The following is a 22,175-nucleotide window of genomic DNA, read 5'->3' as shown; positions in this document are numbered from 1 at the left end:
AACCTCGAAGCGAATTCAAATAAAAAGCGAGCAAATACAACCGGGAGGAGGCCTGGGCCTCCTATGATTTCCACCGCGGCCGAAGCCGGGTCGTCGCCTCGGAGAGAAACGCTTTATACTCTTCGTTTATCATGACGCGACGGGAGGCGTGTTTGCCCCAAGTCGGTCGGTGAAGTGCTTTTCCGTGGGAGTCTAGACAACTCGAAATGGCCACGAAGCCGGCCCGGTAACGCAGAGCGGAGACACCGATGGCGTTGATTCTGCTTCTGATCGCCCTGATCGCAATCGCGATGGTGCTCGGCATGGCGCGCGCGGTTCCGTGGCAATGGGCGGTCGGGCTCGCAGCTGTCACGCTCGCCTGGCAAAGCGGCTTCTTTCACGGTCACGCGCACGCCCCCGATATTGGATTTTTCGGATTTCTCGTCTGGCTGGCGATAGCCGCGATCGGCGCGCTCTCGGTGCCGACGATCCGTCGCCGCTTCGTCGTCGAGCCGGCGTTCAAGCTGGTGCGCGGCATTCTTCCGAAAGTCTCCGACACTGAGCAGCAGGCGCTCGATGCCGGCACCGTCGGTTTCGACGCCGAAATCTTCTCCGGCACACCCGACTGGACCAAGCTGCGCGCCGTTCCGCCAATCGTGCTCTCGCCTGAAGAGCGCGCCTTTCTGGATGGGCCGACCGAAGAACTCTGCCGGATGATCGACCACTGGCAGATCCGCCATACCGAGCGGCGCATGCCGACCGAAATCTGGGATTTCGTGAAGGCGAACGGCTTCCTCGGAATGCTGATTTCGAAAGAGCACGGCGGCCTCGGCTTCTCGGCTCAGGCTCAATCGCTGATCCTCGGCAAGATCGCATCGCGCTCGCCCGACGTCGTGACCATCGTCATGGTGCCGAATTCGCTCGGCCCCGGCGAGTTGATCGAGAAATACGGCACCGACGCGCAGAAGCATCACTACCTGCCGCGTCTCGCCCAGGGCCTCGAGGTGCCGTGCTTTTCGCTGACCGGGCCGACCTCCGGCTCCGACGCGGCCACCATGCGCGATATCGGCTATGTCACGACGGGCCAGCACGAGGGCCGTGAGGTCGTCGGCATTCGCCTCTCGTGGGACAAGCGCTACATTACGCTTGGCCCCGACGCGACGCTGGTCGGTCTCGCCTTCCGCCTTTTCGATCCCGAGAAGATCCTCGGCGACAAAGAAGATGTCGGGATCACCGTTGCGCTCATTCCGGCGCGCCATCCGGGTGTCAACATCGGCCGCCGCCATCTGCCGTCGGGCGCCGCGTTCCCCAATGGCCCCAACTGGGGCACCGACGTGTTCATTCCGATCGATTGGGTGATCGGCGGCGAGAAGATGGTGGGCCAAGGTTGGCGCATGCTGATGGAGTGCCTTGCCGCGGGGCGCGCGATTTCGCTGCCGTCCTCGGCCACTGCGGGCGCCAAGGCCATGCTGCGGGTTTCGAGTGCGTATGCCCGCATTCGCCGCCAGTTCGGATTGCCCGTCGGGCGCATGGAAGGTGTCGAGGAGCCGTTGGCGCGCCTCGTCGAGACGGCCTACGTCAACGAGGCGGCCCGCGCTGTCACCGCCGCCATGGTCTCGCGCGGCGAGCGTCCGTCGGTCATTTCGGCGCTGATGAAATACCAGACCACCGAGCGCTTGCGCCACGCCGTCAACGACGCCTTCGATATCCACGGCGGCCGCGCCATTTGCGATGGCCCCACCAACTACCTGCAAGCGGCCTATCAGTTGGTTCCTGTCGGCATCACCGTCGAAGGCGCCAACATCCTGACCCGCACGCTGATCACGTTCGCTCAAGGAGCGCTGCGTTCGCACCCCTATCTCTACAAGGAGGTGCAGGCCGTCCAGGATACCGACCGCGCGAAGGGGCTCGACGCCTTCGACGAAGCGCTGTCGGGGCATGTCGCGTTCACGATTTCGAACGCGACCGGGGCGTTCTTTCACAACCTCACGCTGGGCTATTTCGCGGATGTGCCCGAGCGCGTCGATGGTCTCGAAACCATCTACCGCCAGCTCTCGCGCGCCTCCCGCAACTTCGCGCTCGTCGCCGATGTCACGGTGGCGCTGCTCGGAGGGGGGCTCAAGGTGAAGCAGAAACTCACCGGGCGCCTCGCCGATGCGCTGTCGGAAATCTACATGCTCTCCTGTGTCTTGAAGCGCTTCGAGGACGACGGCCGCCCCGAAGCCGACCGCGCGATCGTTGCGTTCGCGGCGGCGAACGGCCTGGCCCGTTACGAGGAGGCCATTCGCGGTACGATCCTGAACTTCCCCAATCCGGCCGCGTGCGTCTTGCTGCGCGTCTTGGTTTTCCCGTTCGGTCGCCACTATTTCCCCGCCCCCGATGCGCTTGGGACGAAAATCGTGCGCCTGGTGCTGGAGCCCGGCGAGGTCCGCGACCGGCTCACGCGCGATATTTTTATCTCCGACGACCCCGACGATGCAACCGGCCTGCTCGAAGTGACGTTGAAGAAGGTTGTCGCGGCCGAGGAGGCCGAGAAGAAGCTCGAACGTGCCATTCGTGCGGGAACCGTACGCCGCTATCACGGGCTCGACTGGATCGAGGCGGCGGCAGAGGCCGGCTCGATCACCGAAAGCGAGGCGCTGCTTTTGAAGGAGGCGGAGATCTTGACGGCACGCGTCATCGCCGTCGATCATTTCTCGCCCGAGGAGCTGCGGCCGAACTATCCCAAGGCCGATCCGTCGAGCCTCGGCCATAACTCTCGCGGACTGACAGCGGGGGCGAACCAATCGTAATGGGAGAAGCGTCCAATGGCTGCTGATAGTGAGGAACCTCTGGCTCCGCCGGCGGGCACGCTTGCGTTTCGCGATTGGCGGTTTTCCGTCGATCAGGAAGGCATCGGCTGGGCCACCTTCGATCGTGAAGGGGCAAGCGCCAACGCGCTGGGCAGCCGCCCCCTGGAAGAGCTGTCGGCGATCGTCGACTGGGTCGAGGAAGGCGCGCGCATGCGCACCATCGCGGGCCTCGTCATTCTTTCCGGCAAGGAAAAGGGCTTCATCGTCGGCGCCGACATCAACGAGTTCGACGGCTTCGAGACCGAAGCCCAGGTGATCGACCGCCTGCGGCTCGTGCTCGCGCTGTTCGATCGCATCGAGCGGCTTTCCATTCCGGTCGTGGCCGGCATTCACGGCGTCTGCGTCGGTGGCGGCTTGGAGCTTGTTCTGGCCTGCCACTACCGCATCGCGACGCGCGATCCCGGAACACGCGTCGGCTTCCCCGAAGTCAAGCTCGGCATTTTCCCCGGCTGGCACGGCACGGCCCGCTCCATTCGCCAGGCCGGCCCCATCGCCGCCATGCAGGCGATGCTGACTGGCAGCATGATCTCTGCGTCCCGCGCCCGCGCCATCGGCTTGATCGACGAACTGGTCGCAAGCCGCGGCGCATTGCGCTGGGCTGCGCGCAAGGCGGTGCTGAGAAAACGCAAGGCCAAGCCAGCCGGCCTCGCCAAATCGCTGCTCACGCGCTGGCCCGCCCGCGCGCTGCTGGCCAAGAAGATGCGCGACGAGACCAAGAAGAAGGCGCGCGAAGCGCACTATCCCGCGCCGTTCCGCCTGATCGATCTCTTCGAGCTGCACGGCGGCGACTACGAGGCTCTGAAGGCCGCCGAGACCCGCTATTTCGCGCCGCTCCTCATTTCCGATCAATCGCGTAACCTGCGCCGCGTCTTCAAGCTGTCCGAGCTTCTGAAAGGCCAGGCGCCGAAGGATCAATCCTGGAAGCCGACGCGCGTGCACGTCATCGGAGCCGGTACCATGGGCGCGGACATCGCCGGCTGGTGCGTGGCATCGGGAATGGAGGTCACGCTTCAGGATCTCTCGCCCGAGGTGATCGAGAAGGGCATCAAGGCACAGGGCAAGCTGTTCTCGCGCAAGTTCAAGACCAAAGCCGAGAAGGCTGCCGCCAAGGCGCGCCTGATCGCGGATCCCACCGGAGCCGGGGCGGCACGCGCCGACGTCATCATCGAGGCCATCGTCGAACGCCTCGACATCAAGCAGAAGCTGTTCTCCGACCTCGAAGGCAAGATCAAGCCCGGTGCGGTACTGGCAACCAATACCTCGTCGCTCGAAATCGAAGCCATCGCCGCCCCGCTGAAAGATCCGGGCCGCCTCATCGGCATCCACTTCTTCAATCCCGTCGCGATGATGCCCCTGGTCGAAGTGGTGCGCGGGGCTTCGAGCCGCGAGGAGGAAGTGAAGAAGGGCGCCACCTTCGTGACCGCCATCGGCAAGTTCCCACTCGTTGCCAAGAGCGTTCCGGGCTTCCTCGTCAACCGCGTGCTCGCGCCCTACATGATGTCGGCGATGGCACGCTTGGAGAAAGGCGAGGAGAAGGAAAAGATCGACGAAGCCGCGCGCACGTTCGGCATGCCGATGGGTCCGATCGAGCTGGCCGATGCGGTGGGCCTCGATGTCTGCGCGCACGTCGGCCGCATTCTCGGTCTCTCGCCCGACGGCTCGCTGCTGCAGCGCCTCGTCGAAGGTGGCAAGCTCGGCAAGAAGTCCGGTGAGGGCTTCTATGTCTGGAAGGATGGCAAGCCCGAGAGGGGCGAAAAGACCTATGCTCCCGAAGAACTCGCGCGTCTCGGACGCGAGCTGGTCGAGCCGCTCGTTCGCGAATCCGAGCGCGCGCGCGACGAGGGTGTCGTCGAGAGTGCCGATCTCGTCGATGCTGGCGTGATTTTCGGTACCGGCTTCGCGCCGTTCCGCGGCGGACCGCTGCACTTCAAGGCGAACGAAGAGGGCGCATTCGCAGCGCGATCTGAGAATAGTGAAGCGGCGCAATAGCGTCAGACAAGCAAAGCCGGAACGGCTCTAGAACGTGCTTCCCGGCCGGTCTGGTCGGGGTCAGAGGAGATCGAACAATGGCTGAGACATTGCGGCGGGTCGGCATCGTGGGGGGCGTGCGCACGCCGTTTTGCCGCTCGAACACGTTCTACGCGGATCTCTCGAACCTCGATCTGATGACGGCGGCATTGAATGGCCTCGTCGACAAGTACCGGCTGAAGGGGGCCCACATCGACGAGGTCGTCGGCGGTGCGGTCGTCACCCATTCCAAGGATTACAACCTCGCGCGCGAGGCCGTGCTCGGCACCAAGCTTGCGCCCTCGACGCCAGGCGTCACGCTGCAGCAGGCTTGCGGCACCAGCCTCCAGGCCGCGAGCATGATCGCCGCCAAGATCGCGACCGGCGAGATCGACTGCGGCATCGCCGCCGGATCGGACACGACCTCCGACGCGCCGATCGTCTTTTCGAAAAAGTTCTCGACGCGTCTCGTCCAGCTTCCCCAGCAGAAGACGGCCATGGACCGCCTGCGCGTGTTCAAGGGCTTCAGCCCGCGAGAACTCGCCCCGCAGCCGCCCAACGTCGCCGAGCCGCGCACCGGCCTCACCATGGGTCAGCACTGCGAATTGATGGCGCGCGAATGGAAAGTGACGCGTGAGGCGCAGGATCGCTTCGCATTCGAAAGCCACAAGAAGGGCGCCGAAGCCTATCGCTCGGGCTACATGGACGACCTCATCGTGCCGACCGCGGGCGTGTTCCGCGACAACAACCTGCGCGAGGACATGAGCCTCGACAAGCTCGCGACCCTGAAGACCGCCTTCGACAAGTCCGACAAGGGCACGTTGACGGCGGCCAACTCGACGCCGATGACCGACGGCGCCGCGTGCGTGCTGCTCGCCAGCGAAGAGTGGGCGGCTAAGCGAGGTCTCGCCATCCAGTCGTTCCTCACTTATAGCCAGAGCGCGGCCAACAACTTCGTCGCTGGCGAAGGACTGCTGATGGCGCCGACGATCGCCGTCTCGAAGATCCTCGATCGCGCCCATCTCACGTTGCAGGATTTCGACTTCTACGAGATCCACGAGGCCTTCGCCGCGCAAGTGTTGGCGACGCTCAAAGCCTGGGAAGACCCGGCTTACTGCAGGACGTACCTCGGCAAGGATCACCCGCTGGGCGCGATCGACCGCGCCAAGCTCAACGTCAAGGGTTCGTCGCTGGCGTTCGGCCATCCGTTCGCGGCCACCGGCGCGCGCGTGCTTGGGAACCTCTCGAAGCTTTTGGCTGACAACGGCGGGCGCGGACTGATCTCGATCTGCACGGCAGGCGGAATGGGCGTTGCGGCCATTCTCGAAAGTGCCACCCGCGCCGAGGCCCGCGCAGCGGCGTAAGTCGAACGATCAAAGCTCCGTCGCGGGCTCCGGCCAAACCGCAGGCGGCGGTAGAACGGCGTGGCGCCATGACGCCACGTTGAAACAAACTGAAACACAATCGCGCTGCCCTGCGTCGCCCCGGCGCGCAGGATCGGGAGTGCGTGTCGCGTTATAGAGCCGGGATCGTCGGCCGGCTCAGGTCTGACGGACATCAGCTGATCAGTGCGAAAGGCGCCGCTATGACGGAAAAAACAAATATCTCGCGCCGAAGCGCCTTGGCCGGGATCGCGGGCTCCGCAGCGGTGCTTGCGGGCGAGAGGAAGGCGGCCGCCGCTTCACCCGCGACAGCGCCCGCCATCCCCGCTGCTGCCAACGTGTGCCGCATGACCCCGCGCATGGTGGAAGGGCCGTTCTATTTCGATCCGGCGCTCCTGCGCGCCGAAATCACCGAAGGCCGCCCCGGCGTGCCTTTGAAGCTCGTGCTGCAGGTCGTCGAAGGCGCAACCTGTCAGCCCATCAGTGGTGCGCGCGTCGATGTCTGGCATTGCGACGCGACGGGGCAATACTCGGGCTATCCAGGGCAGGGGGATGGCCAGAACATCTCGACCAAGGGCGAGAAGTTCCTGCGCGGAACGCAGATGACCGGCGCCACCGGCGAGGTCACGTTCGCGAGCATTTATCCGGGCTGGTATCGCGGCCGCACCACGCACATCCATTTCAAGGTTCTCCTCGACGAGAAGGCGATGCTGACAGGGCAGATGTATTTCCCGGATGCCTTGTCGGAGTACATCTTCGCCAACGTCCCGCCCTACAACGCACGCGCAGCCAAGCGTGACACGCTGAACAGCACGGATTGGATCGCGGGCGCGGACGGAGATCACATCTCGTTCGTGAGCGTCCGCGAGGAAGCCGATGGCTACGTCGCGACGCTGATCATCGGTGTGAACCCGGCAGCCGAGCCCGAGAAAGCCGGCTTCGGTCGCCCGCCCGGACCACCCCCCGGCGCAGGCGGTCCTCCTCCGGGAGGCCCGCCGCCGGGTATGGAAGGCGGCCCGACGCGGCAGCGTGGGAAGGGCTCGATCGTTCCCGGAAGCGGAACGTAGGCACCTCTTGTCATCGCAGAGAGGGCGCGTAGTCGGTCAGCCGCTGCGCGCCTTCTGCGTTTCCTCCGCTTTGAGTTCTTTCTTGGAGAGCTTGCCGATCATCGATTTCGGCAGCGTATCGCGGAACTCGATGTCGGCCGGGAACTCGAGCTTCGAGATCTTCACTTCCAGATGTTTCATGAGGTCGGCGCGGGTGGCGACCTGTCCGGCCTTGAGTTTGACGAACGCCTTCGGTGCCTCGCCCCGGTATTTGTCGGCGATCCCGATCACGACCACCTCCTCGACGGCGGGATGATCGTAGAGCGCTTCCTCGATGCGGCGCGGATAGACATTATAGCCCGAGCAGATGATGAGATCCTTGATGCGGTCGACGATGTAGAAGAAGCCGTCCTCGTCCATCACGCCCACGTCGCCGGTCCGAAGGAAGGTGCCGGCGAATTGCGCGGCCGTTTCGGCTGGCTTGTTCCAGTAGCCGCGCATGACTTGCGGTCCCGAAATGCAAACCTCTCCGCGCTCGCCCCGCGGCACTTCGTGGGTGGGGTCGGTGAGGTCACGCAGCGAGACGATCGTGCCCGGCAGCGGCAATCCGATGGATCCGCTTTTGACTGGGCCGCCGAGCGGATTGCAGGTCACGACCGGCGAAGCCTCCGACAGTCCGTAGCCTTCCACCAGTGAGCAGCCCGTCGTCGCCTCGAACCGCTCGCGCACTTCGAGCGGCAACGCCGCCCCGCCCGACAGGCAGAACTTGAGACACTTGAGATCGTAGGACTGGATGCGCGGATGGTTGAGGATAGCGTTGAACAGCGTCGGCACGCCCGGCATGATGGTCGGGCGATGCTTGGCGATCAGCTCCAATGCGTCTGCCAGCACGAACCGCGGCATCAGGATCATCTCCGCGGCGACCTTGACGCCGAGGTTCATGACCACCGTCATCGCGAAGACGTGGAAGAAGGGGAGTGCGGCCAGCACCTTTTCGCGGCCGTGCTGCAGGTCCGGCGCCCAGGCGGCGATCTGCTGCACGTTGAGAAAGACGTTGGCGTGCGTGAGCATGGCGCCCTTGGGCGTACCTGTCGTGCCGCCGGTATATTGCAGCACGGCGAGGTCGGCGGTCGGGTCGATGGCGACCGGCGTGAACAGCGCGGGGTCGCACAGCACCTCGCTTTCGAGGCGAATGAGATCCCGCACCGGCGACGCGCGCGGCCGCGCCAGCTCTTTCGATTTGAATAGCTTGAACAGCACCGCCTTCGCCGCGGGCAAAAGCGACGGAAAGGAGCAGACGACCGCGCCTTTGAGAACCTTCCGCTCGATGAGTTTCTCGACTTTGTCGAACAGGACGCTGAGATCGAGCGTCACCATGAGTTCGGTTTCGCTGTCTTTGGCCTGGAACGTGAGTTCTTCGAGAGAGTAAAGCGGGTTGTAATTGACGACGACACCGCCGGCCTTGAGGATCGCGAAGTAGAAAACGACGAACGTCGGGCTGTTCGGCAGAAAAAGTCCGACTTTCGTTCCCTTGATGACGCCGAGTTGCTGCAGGCCGGCGGCGGCTTGGTCAACGAGTTCGCCGATTTCGCCGTAAGTCAATGTTCGGCCGAGGAATGTCGTGCAGGGGCGATCGGGGCTCCGTGCGACGGCCGCATCGATCAGGCTGAACAAGGGCTGCGGCTCAAGCGCCATGTGCCAGTCCACGTCGCGTGGATAGCTCTTGCTCCAGGCACGCACTGCACGGTCGGAATCCTGGTCAGCACCAGTGATCGCCATCAATCGTCCTCCCGAGCCACCCGTGAGGGAGACGAACCCGGGAAACCCGCGTCTGCGTGTCGCGTAGGGGTTCCGAGGCTTTCACTATCCTCCGGGCAATCATTATCTGTACTTTAGGCGAGGCGCTGACGGCATCTCGCTTTTGGTATTCAACACTTATTTGGACCTTTCGCCTAGAGCCTGATCGGCTTCGGCAGGGGATGTTTTTGTCTCTGGCCAGGGACTGAAACAGAATCTAAAACAAGCACTTAGCGCCAGTTCGCACAGAACGGCTTTTCCCGGCGCTCTGAGTTCTGTACCTAGGGATGTGGCGGGCAGGAATGTCTCCCACGGAACTTCGCCGCCGCCCAGGATCTGAGATGACTGGCTTGTGCCGCACGGCCGCAGGGTGGCATACCCCCGTCGGCTGGACTTCAGGACGGTTTAAGGATATGTGACGCCCACGCTTGTGATAATTGCGGCCCTCGACTACTTAAGTGTTCAATTACTTAAGTCGAATAACACGGGGTCCCTGCAAGTCGCGTTGGGCAGGGTTTGGAGAGCGAGATGGACGAAGTCGCAACCAAAATCATCGAAATTCTCAAGAAGCACATGAAAGAGCCGAGAGACGATATCTCTCTCTCGACGGCTTTGACCGATCTTAAGATCGAATCGCTAGACCTTGCGATGATTGTGTTCGACATCGAAGATACCTTCGGTATCGAGATTCCCTACAACGCCAACGAAGACGTCGGCGATTTCAAGACCGTCGGCTCGGTGGTCGACAAGGTTAAGGGCTTGATGGCCGCTGGGCCTGCCGCCGCGAAGGCATAACGGCTTGTTCGAAAAGTCCGTGAGCCCCGCGCTGGGGTCGCCCGAAAGGGCGGCCCGCGGCCGTCAGCGGCTGCCGACTGTCCAACAGCTTAGGATCGAGTGAAGCATGACAAAGGGCAACGGCACGCGTCGCGTGGTCGTCACGGGTATTGGCGCGGTGACGCCGATCGGTCTCAACGTGGCCGATTTCTGGGCGAGCATGAAAGAGGGCAAGTCGGGCCTCAGCGAGCTCGGCGGATTCCCCCTCGAGGATCTCAAGATCCTGATCGCCGCCCAGATCAAGGACTTCGATCCCAAGGTTCGCCTCAAGAACTTCAAGCGCGACAAGATCATCATGCATGCGGACCGCTATTCGTGGTTCGCTGCGGCTGCCGCGGAAGAGGCGGTCAATCAGTCGGGAATCGAGTTTCCGCTGACCAATCCCTATCGCGCGGCCTGCATCATCGGCTCGGGCGCCGGTGGTCTTACCACCTACGAGACCGCCTATCGCGATCTCTTCATTCACAACAAGCGCGCCACCAATCCGCTGACGCTGCTCCGCATCATCGGCTCGTCGGCGTCCGCACACGTCGGCATCGAGTTCGGCATCAAGGGCCCGACGTTCGCGACCTGCTCGGCCTGCTCGACCGCATCGCACGCCATCGGCATCGCGCGGGATTACATCCAGAACAACCTCGTCGATGTGGCCATCGCAGGCGCCTCCGAGGCCGTCATCAACTACGGCACCATGAAGGCCTGGCAGGCGCTTCACGTGCTCTCGCCGCAGGGCTGCTTCCCGTTCGCCAAGAAGCGCAACGGCACGGTGCTCGGCGAAGGCGCAGGCATCCTGGTGCTTGAGGAATATGAGCACGCCAAGCGCCGTGGCGCGACCATCCTGGCCGAACTCTCCGGCTTCGGCATGGCGTCCGACAGCCAGGACATGGTGAAGCCCACCGTCGAAGGCCCGAGCTACGCCATGCAGATGGCGCTCGACGACGCCGGTATCGAGGCGTCCGAGATCGACTACCTGAACGCCCACGGCACGGCGACGAAGGACAACGACATCAACGAGACCAAGGCGATCAAGAACGTCTTCAAGAACGCAGCGTCGAAGCTCGCGATCTCGTCGATCAAGTCGATGACCGGTCATCCGCTTGGCGCCGGTGGCGGTCTCGAGGCCGTGGCCTGCATCAAGGCCATGCAGGAAAACTGGGTCCCCCCCACCATCGGTCTCGACGAGGTCGATCCCGAGTGCGACCTCGACTACGTGCCGAACGTCGGCCGCGATATGAAGGTCAACTACACGATGTCGAATTCGTTCGCGTTCGGCGGCCTCAATGCCGTTCTGGTTTTCGGCCCCCCGCCGGCCTGATCGCGCGACGGATCTCCCGACGACATCTTTTCAATGTTTGCATGAGCCCCGGAAACGGGGCTCATTGCGTTCCGGAAACTCGATGACGAGCGACAGAGGCGCGGCATGCCGACCAATCTTCTTCGCAAAAAGACGCCGCCCGTACGGCCCGCAAATGCCGGCGAGACCAAAAAGGGAGCGCCGCGTCGAATCCTGATCAAGGCCGGACGCGTTGCCATCCGCGCCGAGCTTGCCGCAACTCCGACCGCCGATCGCATCTGGGCCGCACTACCGCTTTACTCCACTGCCGAAACCTGGGGCGCTGCCATTCACTTCGAGACGCCGGTTGAGACAGGACGTGAGCGCGGCGCGCGGATTCTCGCGAAGGTCGGCGATATTTGCTTCTGGGTCGAGGAAGACCGCGTACTGATCGCATTCGGCCCGACGCCGATCTCGCGCCCCGGGGAAATGCGTCTTCCAAGCCCCTGCAACGTCTGGGCAAATGCACTAGACGACGTAACCCCCTTGAACCGCGTCGCGCCAGGTGAGAAGGTGTCGGTGACGGCCGCCTGATCTCGCAGCGCTATCGGAGCGAACCGGATTCGCTCGATGTGCGTTACTAGGGGGCGGATCGGTCCAATAAGGTCTCGGGAGGCTGTGGTGCGGCACATACTCATCAGAGCAGGGAAGGTGACGATTCGTGCGCGGCTGCTCGCCACGCCGACGGCGGATCGTATCTGGAACGCTCTGCCCATCAGCGGCCCGGCCCAGACCTGGGGCAAGGAAGTCTATTTCCGGACCCCGATCTCGCAGGACGCCGAGCCTGACGCGCGGATTGTCGTCAGCAAGGGCGAGATCGCGTTTTGGCCGGATGGCGATGCCATCACCATTGGATTTGGTGCCACGCCGATTTCCAAGCGCGGCGAAATCCGTTTCACCAGTAAATGCAACGTGTGGGCGGTCGCGATCGACGACGTCGATCAGCTGAGGCACGTCTATCCCGGCGAGCAGGTCTCGATCATCGAAGCGGAGCTGATCGGCGACAGCAAGACGTGGGCGGCGAGCACGAAGCTCCGCGACAAGCACATCCCGTCCGCGACCGCCATGTGCGGTGCGGCGGCTCTCTGTCCGTCGGTGGACGAGAGCGGAACCAGCGGCTGACGCCGCATTTCCTTCGTTAGATTGATTGTGTTTACAGGCTCTCGCTCGCGTCCGCGCGCCTTGCAGCGCTGCGAAATGCGGACGCACGAGAGGCCGTCAAGCCACCGTTTGGTCGGCTCCGACAAGGCGCGGAAGCAGGCCGCGTAGTTCCTGCAGCTCGGCTTCCTCGATCTTGAAGAATATGTTCCTGGCAATGCGCCGCTTGAGGCTGTCGTCGAGCGCACGCTCGAGAAGCACCACCGGCACGTCGCCTGGGGGATAGAGCTGCGGCGGCCCCATCACCTTGAAGTCCATGACGTGTTCGTAGAACTTCCGCCACTTCGTCTGCGTCGCAACGAGCAGGTGCGAGGCATTCATCGCCACGCAGGCCATGACGCCGGCGCGAATCACCGCCGCGTAAAGGCGGGCGCGATAGCGCGTGTTGGTGATGTCGGGATCGATCGAGAGGCGAGAGAGCTCGACCACGAGCCCCTTGGCCCGAGCTTTGACGTCCGCCACTTCCGGGTAGACCTTCTCGCAGGGGAGGGCAGGCCCGTTTGTGCCGGGCGTATAGAAGCTGAGCCGCAGCGTCGCGATGCAGGCGCCACGGCGGAACAGCCCGGCGATGACCGTGGTCGGCAGGTCGTCGTAGGCGTCGGTATAGATGCCGAACGGCGAGGGCTCTATCAGGCCGGCCCGAACGTAACCGCGATGACGGAGCGCAAGCGCGTCCCGGCGATTGTCGGTGAACGAATACCACGTCGTAGAGACGACGCCGTCCGTCTGGCCCCCTTCCCAGGGAGCGTCTTCAAGCGAGGCTTGGGCTTTCAATTGGGCGTCCCGACTTTGTGGCGATTGGCAGGCACTTTGCCGTCAATAATGGGCCTGAACGTACTCTCAGATAATTAAGTTCCGCAAGGCGACAATTGAATTCCGTTGAGACGGAATGTCACGGAGTACGTAAACGGCTGACTTGACGGGATTTTGAGCGGCCTGGATGCCAGATTCGGCGAGACAAGAGAAGGTCTCGAACGCGGGGACGGGACGAGACCTTCTCCTCGTGACCGAGACAAGGATGAGGGCGATGTCTCGGAAACACGACGGTGAGCCGCGTTTGGATAACGAATTATGAACTCGAAAAATAAAGACCAGCACACGGAATAACAGCCAATTCCGGCCGTTCTCTATCCCTTTGTTGCGGGCTGGAAGGCAGTAGTCCCCTATTGGCAGGGTTAATATTGCCCAGCGTTTATTTTCAAGATTGCGGGCGGAAATTTTGAATATTGTTTTCTATGAAACGCGAGCGAGATTTTAATCGCGATATTTTCTGATGCAAAAATAGGCATGATTTCCAGGTGTTAAAAGCGCCATCCTGGTTGGTTGAACAGTTCTTCATTCCATTGCAGAATCGCGTAAGGGCTGAAATTGCCACCGGCATTAATCAGCCATTATCCTTAATACGGCAATCTTCTCTGCAACCGGCGGATGCGACGTCCACGTGCAATTCGTGCGCGCTGTTCAGAACGCATCATCTCCGAGCGAAAACATTCGGCAGAAGGACCACTGCTATGTTCAGCCCGAAAACGAACGAGTTGCAGTCCAAGCTCGAAGCTCTCGACAAGTCGCAGGCCGTCATTGAATTCAATCTCGACGGTACGATCGTCACCGCGAACCGCAACTTTCTGGACGCTGTCGGCTATACGCTTCAGGAGATCGCGGGCAAGCACCACAGCCTCTTCGTGTCAGCGGCCGATCGGGGCAGTGCGGCCTACACGCAGTTCTGGGCGGCGCTCAACAGAGGCGAGTTCCAGTCGGGCGAGTACCTCCGGTTCGGCAAGGGCGGTCGCGAGATCTGGATCCAGGCGACCTACAACCCGCTGCTGAATTCGAGCGGGAACCCCTACAAGGTCGTGAAATTCTGCACCGACATCACCGCCAGAAAACAACAGGTTGCTGACTTCGAGGGACAGATCGCGGCCATCAGCAAATCCAGCGCCGTGATCCATTTCAATCTGGACGGGACCATTGTCACGGCCAATGCGAACTTCCTCGGCGCAGTCGGCTATGCGCTGGACGAGATCGTGGGCCGCCACCACCGGATGTTCGTGTCCGAGGCCGAGCGCTCGAGCCAAGCCTATGCCGCGTTCTGGGAAAACCTGAAGCGGGGCGAGTTTCAGGCCGGAGAGTTCAAGCGCGTCCGTAAAGGTGGCAAGGAGCTGTGGCTGCAGGCGACCTACAACCCGATATTCGACGCGATGGGCCGTCCGTTCAAGGTCGTCAAGTTCTGCACCGACATCACCGCGCAGGTGGAGATGAAGGCCGCCCTCAAGCAGACCATCGACATCGATCTCGGCAAGGTCACGCAAGCCATCGCCGACACCACCGGGCGAATCGCGAGTGCTGCGAACGCCTCTGCGGTGACGTCCAGCAACGTGCAGGCGGTCGCATCGGCGGCGGAAGAGCTCGTGACGTCGGTCCGCGAAATCGGACGGCGAGTGGACGAGGCCTCCCAGATCACCAACCAGGCCGTCACGATCGGAAAGCGCACGAACGAGATCATGTCGGGTCTCGCGTCGTCGGCCGATCGCATCGGCCAGGTCGTGAGCCTGATCAACACGATTGCCTCGCAAACGAACCTCTTGGCACTCAACGCGACCATCGAGGCCGCCCGCGCCGGCGAAGCCGGCAAGGGCTTCGCGGTCGTGGCGTCGGAGGTCAAGACGCTGGCTAGCCAGACGGCTAAGGCAACGGCGGAGATCGCCTCGCAGATCGGAACGGTTCAGATGGGAACCAGCGACGCCGTGTCGGCGATTCAGGAAATCACCGCGGTGATCAACTCGATCAACGACATCTCGAACGGCATTGCGGCGGCGATCGAAGAGCAGGGCGCGGTGACCCAGGAAATATCCTCGAACATGCTGACCGCCTCCAACGGCGTCCAGGCCATTACCGAGGACATGACCCGCATTCAAGGCGCGACGGAAGCCGCCAGCGCCTCGGCGCGGACGGTCATGGAGGCCTCGAAGACTCTGGTCGCGTAACCGTGGAGCGGCTGCCCCGCAGAGTGAACGGAACGCGTGGCGCGCTGCTAGATCGGAGCCGTTTCAGCCTGGCGACCGCCGCATCCGGCAATGACATCGAGTAGGATTCTGCGGAGCTGGTCGGCGGGATAGCCGTGCAGCGTGTCGCCGTAGGCGAGGCGAAACCAGTGGCGTGCGTCTCGTACTTTGCAGATCGTCAGCGGATCACGCGCGCCGCGTTCGAGAGCGTCGCATTCTGCGAGCGCGACTCTGAGAGCATGCGGGTTCCGGCCGATCGGCGTGGCCGCAACGCGATCGAACAAAGCTTCACAGCGCAATGTGGTGTCGTCAGTCGGGCGCGTGTCGAGCATGGATGCCTCCGCCGGATATGACTACAGACCGAAGGTTAGCCAAGTTTCGTGCGAGCGCATCGCTCGTTTCCGCATGATCCACAAAGAAAATGCGAAGAGATCGCGGGTGCATCGCAGCAGCCGGAGTGCATTGGGCGCCCGGGGCAGGGGGGCTTTGCCGATTTGCCGCCTTGCCTTGATGAGGTGTCGGAGGCATCTGGGAACCCGGCTTGTGCTGTCTCGTTAGACCATGATCGCTTCGGGCCTTATCAGCCTGAAGCATGAATTATCGGTCTCACCAAGAACCTGGAGCGCGACCGTAAAAGGATGCAGAAAGCCGGACCGGAAGCGAGCCGCATGGTGCGCGCGGCCGCCGGCCAAGGGAGCCTTCAATGAAACTACGAGATGGTCTGTTGGCGCTCGCGTGCCTGCTCATCGGCACCGCCGCTGCCAAGGCCGACGACCCAGATCTGATTTTCCGCAAAACGACGGTTTGGAAATTTCTGTCGCCGGATCACAAGCTCGGCACGTACGCCATCGACGACCCGGATGTCGAAGGCGTCGCCTGCTATTTCACCGTGCCGGAAAAGGGCGGCTGGATCGGGTGGCTGGGGCTCGCCGAGGAGCTGTCGAATGCGTCGTTGTCCTGCACCCAGGTCGGGCCGATCAAGTTCAAGCGCAAGCTCTCGCAGGGAGACGACGCCTTCAGCCAGCGCCGCTCGCTGATTTTCAAGAAAATGCAAATCGTGCGCGGCTGCGATCCCAAGCGGAACGTCCTCGTCTATATTGTCTATACTGACAAGATCATCGAAGGCAGCCCCGAGAACTCGACCTCCAGCGTGCCGATCAGCCCGTGGGGGCAAAACACCCCGCCTGTCAGGTGTGCAGACTGGATCAGCGACTAGTCTCGATCGGGCCCCTGAAAAGCATTCGGTGGAGACGGGGTTCTTTGTGTAACCGGTTGTAACAGACGTCTGACGCGCCATTTTTAGACCATGGACCGCTGGCTGTAATGCCGGCCTTGGCGGAAGGGAGGGTGATTTTGCCTCTCCGGCCAAGACTGTGCGCCGCCGTCGTATGCGCTAAAATGTCTTGAGGTGCGGACTTCGCCTAACCGGACGTTGCGTGGTTTAGTGGGCGCTACATTCCATCAACCATCATCCATCATGAGCAAGACCGAGATGTATCGTTCGCTCGTCATGACCGCCTCGGTGGTCGCCGCGGGTTTCTGTCTGTGGGCGTCAGGCGCGGAAGCTGGAGGCGCGTCTCCGAACGAGACCGAGCCGTGCGCATCGCTGGTTCGAACGCTCGAGGCTGATATCAAGTCTCTCAAGCAGCTCCTCGGGCATAGCAGCTCAGGCCTTGAGGATTTCGCCAAGTCCAAGAAGAGCAAGAAAAGCACCGATCGCCTCCTGCATGGCAAAGAGCTCGACGACCAGATCGTCGCGAGAGCAGACACCTCGGCCGAGAGCCGCAAGCTCGCCGCGCGCCAGCGCGGACAGGTCGACGCTTTGAACGGAATGCTCCCGGGCTTCGGCTGCAGGTCCCTCGACATCGACGCCGAGCTCAAGAAATAAGAAGCCGGGAGCGTCTCTCTTGCCTGCTGTGTCGGCCGCATGCGGTCCGCGCTTACGACCTTCGCTGCGACGGCACAGTGTTCCGCGGCACGACAGGTAACGCGGCGCCTACCCGAAGGTCGGCGCCGCAATCGTCGCGTCGGATACCTTGCTCGATCAGCCAACAGCGGGCTGACTGGATCTAGACGGCTCGAAGAACGCCCGTCTTCGGATGGCAGTTGATGTACTCGAAGTACTGGTTCGACGCGTCGAACACCGACACCTCGTGATAGAGCGTGAGGTTCTTGAACTTCTTTGCCAGCCGGTTGAACGTCACGAAAATCTGCAGATGCGTGTGGTGTGACTCCGCCCACTGCTCGAGATTGGTGAGCGAGCGCCAAAGGCTGACGCCAAACCCCTTCTCAAGGAGATTGCCGTTCTCGTCCATGTGATGGACGTAACGATTGCAGTAGCAGCCCGCCTCGAGGCCATCGTCGCGCAGATAGTTCATGCCTTCGTGGAGCACGGGCTCGATGTCTTCGAACCAAGTACGGCGCTCCTCGCCTTCCGTGAGGCTCCAGTCCTCTCCTGAGCGGATGAGCGCCAGGTTGTCATGACCGGTAACGATGACGCGACCGCCGAGAGCCGGCGTGCCCTGCTTGAGCGCCAACTCGCCAACCGGATCCATGGTGTCGGTTTGAGACAGCGGGAGGCGATCCCGCATGGAGCCCCAGTAGCCGTGCTCGATGATCGGTTCGCTCATGTCTCCCAACAGAATGCTGACGCCTTCGAGCGGCCCATGCTGGTGGGTGAAGATGGTCTCGAACTGCTCCATGCGCGGTCGCAGAACCTCGCGGAAATATCCGACGCCCTCCTTGAGGCGGTCATCGGACGACCACCAGCCCGAGATGGCGGGGCTGTCGTTCCAGGTGTCGAATTGGGCTGGGTCGACCCAATAGCCGACGGCGATCAGATTGAGGTAGCCCTGCGCGTCGACGAACTGCACGAGGTCGTGGCGCTCCGGCCCGGAAGCTTCCTTGAAGCTCTGCAAGATTTTCTGGAAGGCCGAGCAGGCTGGCCCCTTCATCGCGTCGCCCTTCGACTGAACGCCGAAGTACGCCATGACGAGGTGCTGGATCGTTTCCGCGCCGCGCGCGGAATACATCGGAACCGGCGGGTTCCAGGTGTCGCTAACCCGGCGCGATCTCGTGCGCGGACATCTCAGGTGGCTTGGAATTGAAGAGTCCAAAGGCATTGGGTCGTCCTCCCGTTTTTTATGTTCACCACCAGCGGCGGCGCGATATATTTTATGAGATATAACGCGTGATGTCAGGCCGAACCGGCCGAAATCATGTTCGCCGTCGCGCTGTCATCGGTCTTCTCGTGGATCGGTGTCCTGGTGCCGAGGCGCGACCTTCGTCGCTCCCTACCTCGGACAATTAGCGAGACCGGGGTAACACGCCAGAGCAGCGTGCCTGCTCTCTTCGGGCAATTTGCCCGCTCATTGCTGGGTCATTCCGGCCAGCTTGTCCGGACTGATCAGGCCGGCACTGAGCGCGAGCCACACCAGATGCGCATCGTTTTCGGCGCCGATTTTCGCTTTGATGGCATAGTGGTGATTGCGGACGGTCTTCTGGCTGAGGTTCAAGAGCTGAGCGATCGCGTCGCTGCTCAACCCCGTGGCCAGAAGCCTGAGAATTTCCGTCTCCCGCGTCGACAATGCGTCGATGGCGGGGTTGGTGCCGCTCAACCTGTCGGCCGCAAGCGCCTGGCATATGTCGTCGCTCAATGCGCGCCCGCCGCGAGCGACCACTTCCACGGCTTGGACCAGATCGCCCGGCGGACTGCTCTTGGTAATGTATCCGCTCGCACCGGCTTCGAAAGCCTTCAGCGCGAACGCGGAGCCGGCATGCATCGTGAAAACAAGTAAGCGCGCCTCCTTGTCCCACTCACGGATCCGGCGCACGGCTTCCAGCCCGCTCGCGCCCTGCAACGTCAAATCCATGATGACGACGTCGGGCTTGTGGGTCTTGTAGGCGAGATAGGCTTGCGTCACATCCTCCGCTTCTGCGCACACGGAAAACTGCGGACGCCTCTCCAGCAGGCGTCGATAGCCTTCGCGAACCACAGGATGGTCATCGACGAGGAGAATGGAAATGCCGGTGCTCATGCGAATGCTTCTGTCGGGCCCACCGGCACGATGGCCAGAATGCGAAGACCATGCGGCGCGTTGGCAATCGAAAGCGCTCCGCCGATCCCTGCAAGCCTCTCGCGTATGCCGAGAATGCCATGCCCCGAGGTGGTGCGGACATTGCTGATGTCGCCGCCGCCATCATCCTCGATGGTCAAAGCGACATGCGGCGCATTTTCCATGACGTGTTCCAGCCGCACGCTCACTTCCGTGGGGCGGCCGTGCTTGGACGCATTGGTCAAGCACTCCTGCACGATCCGATAGAGATCCACGGCGATGCGCTTTTGCAGGTCGGCAATGCGGCCTGACATCTGCAACTTGAATATCGTGCCGGTATTCGATTGCGCATTGAAGTCGTTGATGAGCTGCCGAAGGCTGGCCTCCAAGCCGACTTCCTCGATGCTCTGCGATCTCAGGCGGACGAGTGTGGATCTCAGGGCATCCATCAGCTGCTTTTGCGTTTTCGCAATAGCGCGCGCGTCCTTGGCAATATCAGGCCGATCCGGTGGGGCGCCGCTCTCGATCAAAGTCGCGAGCGCGGAGGTCGCAGCGAGAGCCTGCCCGAACTCATCGTGAAGATCGCGCGCAAGCGCTCGTCGCTCTTCTTCCTGAACCTGGAAGAGGCGATTGGTCAGGGTCAAGCGTTCCGAGTTGGTCTGGCGAAGCGTCCCGGCCAGCCTGTTGACCGCATCGGCGATGTGCGTGAACTCGGTGCTTTTGAACTTTGACAACCGCGGCGAAAGTTGCCCCTCCTCGAGCTTTCGAAGCGCATCGATGATGGCACGGGCAGGCATCAGGGCATGGCCGATCATGACCGCCGCCAGAAACGCGATACCGCCCGCCATCATCACGGCGATTTCGACAACCGTTGAGATTTCGCGCCAGGCTCTGCGAAGCGCTGCATCCGGATCCACGCTCGTCGCGACGATGCCGGCAGACGCGTCGCGAATAGAGAGGGCCTGCTCGATGGGTTCATGAGGGCCGAGAAGCGCGAGATAGGCTGTGGCGAACCACTGCGGGGCTGGCGGGCCCAACACCTCGACTTGGCTGCAGAGCGTCTGCTGCTCGGAGCCCGGTGGAGAGAAGGAGACGCAAACACCGGGGGAGATGATGCTTTGCGTCGCGAGCGACTTCCATTCCGGCAACGGAAGCAAGGAGCCCCGTTCCGTGCCGTCGCGCCAGAGCAGGCGCTGCCAGTAAAGCCCCTGAAGGTGCTGATTGACGCGGGCGCCCGTCGCCGACACGTCGCTTTCAATGGAGCGATGCGCATCGAAAATCAGGCAGGCGATGGCAACGGTCAGGCAGAGCAGCACGACGGCCATGATCCGCAGGACAAGCAACGTGAGAAGGCGCATGGGGTCCCCTCCAAATTTTACGGATTGTCGCACATCCTCGCAGGATGTGAAATTGCGCGCCCCCCGAGCGGGCAAATTGCCCGGCCGCGGCTGCGCCAAGCCCGGAGCGGGAGGCCGTCAGCCCCGTTCTCTTCGCGCCAGCAAAAAGCTCTCAACGATCAACCCTTTGAAAATATTGGCGGCCAGTCAAGACACGAACCTGCCGCGCGGCCAGCGAAATGGGACGTCACATGTGTGGTCCTAAGGGTGTTCAACCCAATACGCTTGCGCAGGTCGCGATTGACTTAGCTGTGACCCACGCCCGAGAGATCTGGGCGGACACTTAGGCGGCGGAAAGGTCCACGAAGCTGGTTTGGAGCTTTTGCACCTTGCTAGCGAAACTGAAACGAGGCTGAAAAACGAAGCTGAGACGGCGAAGCGCCGGCTGGCGGAACCGGGAACGGCGAGGACGCTCGAACGCCGGCCAGCACCGAGCGATCGATCGCAGCATTGCCCGAAGACCGGGAGATACGCGCGTAGGCAAGCCCGCCCGAGGGCGTTACGCCGAAAGAAACCACAACCGTTCCTTTGCCCGCACCGCTCCGGGGGACATGACCGGCAACTTTCGCACGGACGCGCGAGCCGTAGTTGAGCACGTTCCCCGTGCTGCCGGAAACGCGAGGCGCCTTCGCTTTTGCCCCGGCGCTGTCTGCTTCCGCTGTCACGGCCTTCTTCGGCTTATCCGTTGCCTTCTTGTCGGGCGGCTGCGCCGCAGGAGGCTTCTTTTCAGTGCTCGTTTTCCCGCGCTCGCTCTCGCGATCCTTACGATCTCTCGCCTCAGCGTCAGCCTGAGCCTGAGCCTGCTTCGGATTGTTCTCGTGTTTTTCGACGCCGATCGCGTCCTCGGTCTCAGCTTTACCGGTAAGTGCCTCCATCCCCTCGTCGAGTTCAGACGAAACAGAAGGCGCCGGCGGCGCGTCTTGCGTCTCGACCGCTTGCAATTCACTGACCGGCAAGGGATCTGCGGCTTGCGCTTCCTGGGCCGCAACCTCGACAACCTCCGACACCTCCTCGGCCTCGTGCTGCTCGGTCATGTTGGTCAGCAGCATTTCGACACTGATCGCGTCCGACATCTCCTGGATCAGGCCTGGCGCCCGGCTGATCCAAAACACGGCAAGAACGATCAGACTGGCATGGAGCGCGACGGAAACCGATACGCTCAACGCACGAAGGGCGGCAGGCCGGATTGCGTTTTCGAGACTACCAAGATTGCCATTGACGCCCAGTGCGTAAACCAGCGGCAAACCCCAGCCGCCAGATCCCCCTTGGCTGGAGCCACCGTCCACATCGCCATCTTGATCGAGCAGCGTCGTCAAAGAACTCAATCCCCTTGCTC

Annotated in this window: 18 protein-coding genes; 11 read left to right on the top strand and 7 right to left on the bottom strand. The window is 62.4% G+C overall.

Going from position 1 to position 22,175, the window contains the following annotated elements; genetic code table 11:
- Nucleotides 1–248 precede the first annotated feature (248 nt).
- From RCO24_RS00145 to RCO24_RS00130, 4 genes are all read left to right on the top strand, one after another.
- On the top strand, nucleotides 249–2,771 hold the full coding sequence (locus tag RCO24_RS00145) for an acyl-CoA dehydrogenase (RefSeq protein WP_308959322.1): 2,523 nt from the start codon (nucleotides 249–251) through the stop codon (nucleotides 2,769–2,771).
- Between the two features lie 15 nt (nucleotides 2,772–2,786).
- Nucleotides 2,787–4,820, top strand: coding sequence for a 3-hydroxyacyl-CoA dehydrogenase NAD-binding domain-containing protein (locus RCO24_RS00140; RefSeq protein ID WP_308959321.1), 2,034 nt, complete (start codon nucleotides 2,787–2,789; stop codon nucleotides 4,818–4,820).
- Between the two features lie 77 nt (nucleotides 4,821–4,897).
- Entirely contained in the window at nucleotides 4,898–6,202 is a 1,305-nt protein-coding gene (locus tag RCO24_RS00135) for an acetyl-CoA C-acetyltransferase (protein WP_308959320.1), read from the top strand.
- A 221-nt stretch (nucleotides 6,203–6,423) separates the two neighbouring features.
- Nucleotides 6,424–7,287: an intradiol ring-cleavage dioxygenase gene (locus tag RCO24_RS00130; protein WP_308959319.1), complete on the top strand. Its 864-nt coding sequence runs from the start codon at nucleotides 6,424–6,426 to the stop codon at nucleotides 7,285–7,287.
- Nucleotides 7,288–7,323: 36 nt separating this feature from the next.
- Here RCO24_RS00130 and RCO24_RS00125 read toward each other — a convergent pair whose 3' ends face one another.
- Entirely contained in the window at nucleotides 7,324–9,045 is a 1,722-nt protein-coding gene (locus RCO24_RS00125) for a long-chain fatty acid--CoA ligase (RefSeq protein WP_308959318.1), read from the bottom strand.
- Between the two features lie 546 nt (nucleotides 9,046–9,591).
- Between RCO24_RS00125 and RCO24_RS00120 the strand changes: the two genes are divergently transcribed.
- The 4 genes from RCO24_RS00120 (at nucleotide 9,592) to RCO24_RS00105 (ending at nucleotide 12,349) form a co-directional block, all read left to right on the top strand.
- Complete coding sequence (locus tag RCO24_RS00120; RefSeq protein WP_308959317.1) at nucleotides 9,592–9,858, top strand: phosphopantetheine-binding protein; 267 nt, start codon at nucleotides 9,592–9,594, stop codon at nucleotides 9,856–9,858.
- 106 nt (nucleotides 9,859–9,964) lie between these two features.
- The gene (locus RCO24_RS00115; protein WP_308959316.1) at nucleotides 9,965–11,209 is read left to right on the top strand and encodes a beta-ketoacyl-[acyl-carrier-protein] synthase family protein; all 1,245 of its coding nucleotides are present in this window, start codon (nucleotides 9,965–9,967) and stop codon (nucleotides 11,207–11,209) included.
- Nucleotides 11,210–11,314: 105 nt separating this feature from the next.
- Nucleotides 11,315–11,761, top strand: a complete 447-nt coding sequence (locus RCO24_RS00110) for a cyclophilin-like family protein (protein WP_308959315.1) — start codon at nucleotides 11,315–11,317, stop codon at nucleotides 11,759–11,761.
- 117 nt (nucleotides 11,762–11,878) lie between these two features.
- Entirely contained in the window at nucleotides 11,879–12,349 is a 471-nt protein-coding gene (locus RCO24_RS00105) for a cyclophilin-like family protein (protein WP_374990898.1), read from the top strand.
- Between the two features lie 96 nt (nucleotides 12,350–12,445).
- Here the strand turns inward: RCO24_RS00105 and RCO24_RS00100 are convergent, their stop codons facing one another.
- Nucleotides 12,446–13,159, bottom strand: a complete 714-nt coding sequence (locus RCO24_RS00100; protein WP_308959313.1) for an autoinducer synthase — start codon at nucleotides 13,157–13,159, stop codon at nucleotides 12,446–12,448.
- Nucleotides 13,160–13,896: 737 nt separating this feature from the next.
- Here RCO24_RS00100 and RCO24_RS00095 point away from each other — a divergent pair.
- A complete protein-coding gene (locus tag RCO24_RS00095; protein WP_308959312.1) occupies nucleotides 13,897–15,369 on the top strand; it encodes a PAS domain-containing methyl-accepting chemotaxis protein in 1,473 nt (490 codons plus the stop codon).
- Between the two features lie 47 nt (nucleotides 15,370–15,416).
- Here RCO24_RS00095 and RCO24_RS00090 read toward each other — a convergent pair whose 3' ends face one another.
- Nucleotides 15,417–15,719, bottom strand: a complete 303-nt coding sequence (locus RCO24_RS00090) for a hypothetical protein (protein WP_308959311.1) — start codon at nucleotides 15,717–15,719, stop codon at nucleotides 15,417–15,419.
- A 371-nt stretch (nucleotides 15,720–16,090) separates the two neighbouring features.
- On the opposite strand from RCO24_RS00090, the gene RCO24_RS00085 reads away from it, so the two are divergent.
- Nucleotides 16,091–16,603, top strand: a complete 513-nt coding sequence (locus RCO24_RS00085) for a CreA family protein (RefSeq protein ID WP_308959310.1) — start codon at nucleotides 16,091–16,093, stop codon at nucleotides 16,601–16,603.
- Nucleotides 16,604–16,864: 261 nt separating this feature from the next.
- Nucleotides 16,865–17,275, top strand: a complete 411-nt coding sequence (locus tag RCO24_RS00080; protein WP_308959309.1) for a hypothetical protein — start codon at nucleotides 16,865–16,867, stop codon at nucleotides 17,273–17,275.
- Nucleotides 17,276–17,456: 181 nt separating this feature from the next.
- On the opposite strand, the gene RCO24_RS00075 is transcribed toward RCO24_RS00080, so the two are convergent.
- The 4 genes from RCO24_RS00075 to RCO24_RS00060 form a co-directional block, all read right to left on the bottom strand.
- On the bottom strand, nucleotides 17,457–18,419 hold the full coding sequence (locus RCO24_RS00075; protein ID WP_308959308.1) for a phenylacetaldoxime dehydratase family protein: 963 nt from the start codon (nucleotides 18,417–18,419) through the stop codon (nucleotides 17,457–17,459).
- Nucleotides 18,420–18,755: 336 nt separating this feature from the next.
- Complete coding sequence (locus RCO24_RS00070; protein ID WP_308959307.1) at nucleotides 18,756–19,424, bottom strand: response regulator transcription factor; 669 nt, start codon at nucleotides 19,422–19,424, stop codon at nucleotides 18,756–18,758.
- Nucleotides 19,421–20,800, bottom strand: a complete 1,380-nt coding sequence (locus RCO24_RS00065) for a histidine kinase (RefSeq protein ID WP_308959306.1) — start codon at nucleotides 20,798–20,800, stop codon at nucleotides 19,421–19,423. Before RCO24_RS00065 ends, RCO24_RS00070 begins: the two co-directional genes overlap by 4 nt.
- 371 nt (nucleotides 20,801–21,171) lie before the next feature.
- A complete protein-coding gene (locus tag RCO24_RS00060; RefSeq protein ID WP_308959305.1) occupies nucleotides 21,172–22,164 on the bottom strand; it encodes a TonB family protein in 993 nt (330 codons plus the stop codon).
- Nucleotides 22,165–22,175: the final 11 nt, after the last annotated feature.

The organism is Hyphomicrobium sp. LHD-15, assembly GCF_031157355.1.
GTDB lineage: Bacteria > Pseudomonadota > Alphaproteobacteria > Rhizobiales > Hyphomicrobiaceae > Hyphomicrobium_C.
The sequence above is the reverse complement of the archived record's forward strand: the minus strand, read 5'-3'. Positions and strand labels throughout refer to the sequence as shown.